We start from the raw sequence: 6096 nt of genomic DNA on the forward strand, positions 1-6096 counted from the left end.
GCAAAGTTCATAATTCCTAATAGGAAAATACTCATAAATGTTTTTTTCATAGTTTAATTTTTCTTGTTATTTTTTTTTCGTTCTTAATGTTGCCCAACGGTTTGTATAAGAATAGTAGCCGATTTCGGAAGTAGAATTTTTCAATTTACTACTAATGTTTTTGCGGGCTACAATGTTCATATTTACTACTATTTCGGCTATTATTTTTATACGGTGTTGTGTTTTCGTACTTTATTTTCCGTTCTGCTGATAGCGTTGGCAAGACATACTCTTTTGCAATTTTGGCTGGTGCTGTTGGCTTTTTTGAGCGAATTGCAAATGTGTATGGCTTATGCGTAGGCTATTTTTCTAATTCTGCATTTAATTTCTCTAAATTCTCTTTATGTTTGATTATGTTCTTTCTAATTTGATTACAAAAATCATTATTGAAATCAATTCCTTCTTTTCTGTTTTCAAAGTATTCTCTCCCATCCTTATCAACTTTTAAAACAGCGTGAGCAAACTTATTTCTAATTGATATAATTTCATTTTCATAATCATTTAGAATCGTTTTGATATTTCCATTAGGTAAATTCCGTTTTAACGCTCTCCACCTATGTGATGCACCTATTTTAAAAGAAATTTGTTCTAAATCTTCAATAGTTAAATCCTTAATACTTGCACTAAACTCTTCATTTGACTTTATATATTTTTGAATAATTGTTGTAATTATAGTATCAGAATTATCGGATTTAGAAATAAGTTTTTTAAGTATGATTTCCATTTCAACATCTAATGAACTCGTTTCTTGCATTATCATTCCTCTCATTGATACGATATGCTGAAATTTCTTGATTGTTAAGTCAATTAAATCCATTGTTTTTGCAATAACATTTTCAATATGCTCAGTTCCAACTTTTCGACCTGTTTCAAGAAACGAAACTCTATCAATTTTTTTTGCGTCAGTTAAATCCGCTTTGGCAGTATAAAAAAGAACTTCTGTCATTACAGAATTTTTTCTTAATTCTTTGATAACTTTTTCTCCATTTTCATCATTATTCAGATGGTAATCCGTTAATATTAAATCAAATGATGAGTCCAGTTCTCTGAAAAAATCTTCTGTTTTCGAAACAGGAATTATTATTGGGATAAAATTATTATCCAAAAGATGTTCTTCAACTTCTTCAATAAAGCCATCTTCAATAAAATCTTTAATTTTATCATCTAACCATAGTATTTTATATTCGAGTTTCATTATATCACTATTTTAATTATTGTTTCTTCTTTTTCTATTGAAGTTATTGATACATTTCCATTTAAACTATTTATTACCAAATCTTGAACTTGAAACAAACCTATTCCAGAGCCTTTTGTTGTTGTATATCCTAATTCAAAAACATTTTCTAAATTCTCTTTAGGAATACCTTTACCATTATCTTTAAATTGAATTTCTAACTTGTCTTTATTTTTCTTAAATAGAATTTCAATATTTTTTGCTTTGGCTTTTTCTGAATTAGATATTAGATTGTCAAAAATTGTTGTTAGTTCTAAAGGGCGAAACTCTTTGATGTATTCAGACTTGAATTTGTCGATAAAATCAACTTTCATATCTATATCGATTACATTATCTTCTATTAAATAAATTTCTGTGATATAATCTTTAATAAAAGATACAATATCTTCTTCAATTTCAGATGCTTTTAAGTTGAAATTTGCTTTAGTCACAAAATTCGCAATAGAATTAATTTTAGAAGACTCTAATGCTATTATTCTTATATGCTTTTTTGTTTTATCATCAATACTATCTGTTCCTAAGTGGTTTATTAGAAGTTTTAAGTTTCTACTAATGCGACTTGATGAATGAAAAATTTGATGCTGAAGTCCAATGATACGTTCTTTATCAGTTCCTATTAATGAACCTTGGAATGCCCCTTTTTTCTTTTCAGTTTCAAGGTTTATTTCAAGTTCTTCATTTTTTATTAATTTATCTAATGCCTCATCAGTTGCTTCATCTGTGGATTTTTTAAGAGAATCAAGATTTTTTTCTACTTTCTTTAAACTTTCAACAATCGCAACTTTATCATAATCACCACTTTCAAGTTCATTTTTTATTTGTGAAAGTGCGGTTTTTGTAGATTGTTCCTGTTTTCTATCTATTATTTCAAATATCTCTGGTGCGACCTCAAAAGAAATTAATTGTTTAGATTTAGTTAAGTTTGAGATTAATGACTTAATCGCATCTTGCTTACTTTGGTCATCTAACTTTATATAGTCCTCATTTGACAAGTCATTTCCCCAATCTACAATATCAATAATATATTTCTCAACTCTTCTTAAAGTAAAATAAAACCAATCATATAAGTCTAAATATGCGTCTGTTTTTATCAATCCATCACCTCTACTTGATGTTTCTCTTAGTTTATCGTTTGGGTTGTTTATCGAGATAAATCCTAGTGCTTCCCTTGTTCCAATATATCTTGTTCTACCTTGTGCTTTTCGATTATCCATTTTCAATGGGTCAGCACCTCTTTCTCCGTATGGATAGATTCTTAATCCATTTTTATACACGAAAATATGACCATACTGGACAGGTTGTATTCCCATTCTTCTTGAAAAAGTATATTTTGCAGAACGGTTCATATAGTAAATAGTTCCTTCTACATTATGAAGATTTTCAAAAGGATTATTCTCTATTATTTTATAAACTAATTTTCCTCCTTCATAGAGTGATGTTTCAATTTGATTTATCGATTTATCTGAAACTTTACTTACAATCTTAGTTGTTTTAATATCAAGTGTATCAAAAATTAAATTTTGGATTTTGCCATTAACAATTTTACGATATTGAGTTTCTTTTTTGTCATTTTCAATTTCATCTGGAACGACTAATTCAATTGTAAAAATATCATCTTTTACTTGTGTATTTGGGTTAATTAATTTTGCTAAAGCATCTTTTAATTTTAATAATTTTTCTCTATCCCAATCACTTTTAAGATTTGTAATTTCTAAAACTGTTCCCTTTTTTAAATCGTAATTACTTTCTGGAATTGTTTCGTGTAATACACTAATATTAACAAATTCTGCTTTTAAATCTTCTTCAAATTTGTCCCATTCAGTTAATAATGTCTCAACTTTGGGGTTTGGTTCTTCTTTTACTGTTTCAAGATACAATTCAGCACCCAATCTATCGCAAGAAAATCTACCAATTCCTTTTGCACCTGCATATGCTCGTTTTACTTTTATTTTATCTCTGTAATCATAACTATCTTCTTCTGTTCCTTCTTTTTTTGCTGAATATGCAAGAAATAACCATTTATTGATTAAATCCTCATAATTCATTCCCTTACCATCATCTTTAATAATGATTTTGGCATCTTTGGAATAAATATTTTCAAATATCATTTCAACTTTTGTTGCGTGAGCATCATAAGAGTTTTTGACTAATTCAAATACAGCAATAAAATCATCACTGATTAAATCACTACCAATAATATTTTTCAAGGCAGAACTTATCCGAAATTGTAAAGCATTTTTCTGCATTAGTTTATAAGTTCTTTTAAAATTAGTCCTGCTTGTTCTCCAAATAACGGTGGAATTGCATTTCCAATTTGTGAATATCTTGGTACTTCTTGTGTTCTTCTTTTACCACCAGTAGTGTACTTGCCTTTAAATTGATAAGTGTCTGGAAAAGATTGTATTCTTGCGTATTCTCTTACTGTCATTATTCTTGGTTCACAATAATGAATGTAATCATCTGGCAAAGTTGTAATTGTAGGTGTTGGTTTGTTCGCTTCTAAGATTTTAGTACTACTTTTTTTAAGTTGAAAACGTTTTCTATATTCATTACTTTTCAAGCCTTCATTTAAAGCAATTTGGAATCGGTTTTTTACTACTTCTGTATGTTTTGCAAATCTATGACTATCAACCTGGTTTTCTTTTCGTTTATACTTTCTAAGAAATTTTTGATATTTCGATTTAGTTTCTCCATAAATTCCTGCTTTGAAATTTGGTGTTTCGGAATCAATTGTTCCGTTGTTTTGTAACAAATCAGAAATTGCATCTTCTAAGGTAGGATTAATAATCAAATTTTTATTAACTAAAAATTTCTCTTTATTTTCTTTTATTTTGTTGAAAAAAGATTCTTTATCAATAGATGTATTTCTCTTTAAAACATCATTGTGTATTCCAACTAAAATAAACCTTGTTCGTTTTTGTGGAACACCATATTCTGAAAAATTTATTAATTCTCCTTTTACAGAGTAGTTCAATTTTTCAAGTTGTTCTACAACATATGATGAGTAGGCGCGACCTTTCTTGTCATTATTTTTAAAGCCTAAAGTAAAACCTTTTACATTTTCAAAGAAAATTAATTTTGGTTGAACAAGGTCTATAAATTTAATATAAGAGTTAATCAAATCGTTTCTTGAATCATTTTCAATTCGTCTTCCTGCCATTGAAAATCCTTGACAAGGTGGCCCACCAGCCACCAAATCAATTTCACCTCTTAAAGACTGTAATTTGCCTGAATAGTTTGATAGTACTTCATTAATATCGTGATTTGTTTGTGGAAACCAATTAGGCCAATCAAAATGCTTTTTTTTCTTTATTAAATTGAACTTTAATGTTTCAAAAGCATCAGGACTTTTTTCAATAGCAAATAGTCCTTTCCAACCAGAATTATGTAATCCCAATGACAATCCTCCACAGCCTGCAAAAAGGTCTATATATGTTCTTTTATCATTCATTTAGTTAACTTTTTATTTGAAACAAGTAATTCTCTAACGTCAACGTCTAATATCTCAGATATAGAATTTAGAACTGGAATACTTGGTTGAGAATGATTATTACAATAGTTTGTAACTACATTATAACTCTTACCAATTTGTTCAGCCAACCAGATTTGACTTCTTCCTTGCTCTTTTAATATTTCTTTAATTCTATTCATTGTGTCAATTTTCGGCTTCAATATAAATCATTACGATTCAAAGATACAATAATATATCAAAATTCAGTATGTTTTTTTGTGCGCTGGGAAGATTTTACTCTTTTATTTTTTTGAGATGGGCTTGTGAGGTGGCGAAAAAATAAATGTGTAAAATATGCGACTGGTAGTATGAAACACAACGGTTTAGGGTTATGATTTCGTTGCTGTAAATCCGCTAGGATTTTCGGGCTAGAAATCAGGTTAAATATACAGAAAGTTTGTCGGACTTTTACCAAACCCAGCAATGAATTATACCCATTGTTGGCAATAGTTTTTATCATTCATATTTCCCATACCAATTCCAATATTCTCCAGTGTTTTTTAAATCATACTTTCCATAATTTGCAGTATCATTTTTATAAACTCTAAATATTTTCATTTCTGGAAATCTATTTAATATTTGTTTTAAAGAATCCACTTTTTTTTCATTTACTTTTTTGTCAATGATTAGATTAAAATATAAATATTTCTCCTCATTTTCTTTTCTCATTGCACGTTCAGAAAATACCAATCCTTCAATTTCACTATCTAAATGAAGCTCTTTCCTAAAATTCTTTATAATTACTTTTTTATCTTTAAACCCAACATATAAATCAATTCCAAAGACCATAGAATCGTTTTTAATAAGCTTAAAATCAGCTTTCGGTAAGTCAATATCCATTTTTAATTCTCGTAAAAAATGGTTCCAATAATCCGAAACCCTAAATAAACCAGGGATTAAAAATTCTTTATCGTTCTTATTTTTAATCAAAAGAGTATCGTTTAAAACTTTGTAATCAAGAGTGTAATATTCTCTATATCCATCAATTCTTTTAGGGAAGTGAAATTGTATTTCTGATTTATTCGCTTTCCAAGTTCCTTTTCGTTTTAAATAATATTCGTAAGTTATAACAGAATCATTGTAAAACTTTATATTTGATCTCCCTCCATTAGGATAGTTATTCCAATTTCCAATAAGTTTTTGTTCATATTCATTTCTCGAACAACTCGAAATTATAAATACTAAAATCAATATTGTAAAAATCTTTTTCATCTAATGTCTAGTCCTAAAATACGGCTACAGGTTAAATTGAATTTACGCTGTTAATTTATATACCATATTTGGTGTTTTATAATCCAAAGATAGGTGTAAT

Annotated in this window: 5 protein-coding genes; all 5 read right to left on the minus strand. The window is 28.2% G+C overall.

Features of this window, described 5'->3' with window-relative positions; genetic code table 11:
• Window positions 1-340 precede the first annotated feature (340 nt).
• Window positions 341-1234, minus strand: coding sequence for a hypothetical protein (locus QM495_RS08765; RefSeq protein ID WP_408671728.1), 894 nt, complete (start codon window positions 1232-1234; stop codon window positions 341-343).
• Window positions 1234-3519 (minus strand): sensor histidine kinase, encoded by a 2286-nt coding sequence (locus QM495_RS08770; protein WP_408671729.1) that lies wholly within the window; start codon window positions 3517-3519, stop codon window positions 1234-1236. Before QM495_RS08770 ends, QM495_RS08765 begins: the two co-directional genes overlap by 1 nt.
• Window positions 3519-4724: a DNA cytosine methyltransferase gene (locus QM495_RS08775; protein ID WP_408671730.1), complete on the minus strand. Its 1206-nt coding sequence runs from the start codon at window positions 4722-4724 to the stop codon at window positions 3519-3521. The genes QM495_RS08770 and QM495_RS08775 overlap by 1 nt, the downstream gene beginning before the upstream one ends.
• Window positions 4721-4924, minus strand: coding sequence for a helix-turn-helix domain-containing protein (locus tag QM495_RS08780; protein ID WP_408671731.1), 204 nt, complete (start codon window positions 4922-4924; stop codon window positions 4721-4723). The genes QM495_RS08775 and QM495_RS08780 overlap by 4 nt, the downstream gene beginning before the upstream one ends.
• 316 nt (window positions 4925-5240) lie before the next feature.
• A complete protein-coding gene (locus QM495_RS08785; RefSeq protein WP_408671732.1) occupies window positions 5241-5996 on the minus strand; it encodes a hypothetical protein in 756 nt (251 codons plus the stop codon).
• Between the last annotated feature and the right edge of the window lie 100 nt (window positions 5997-6096).

The organism is Lutibacter sp. (assembly GCF_046055765.1).
Lineage (GTDB): Bacteria > Bacteroidota > Bacteroidia > Flavobacteriales > Flavobacteriaceae > Lutibacter.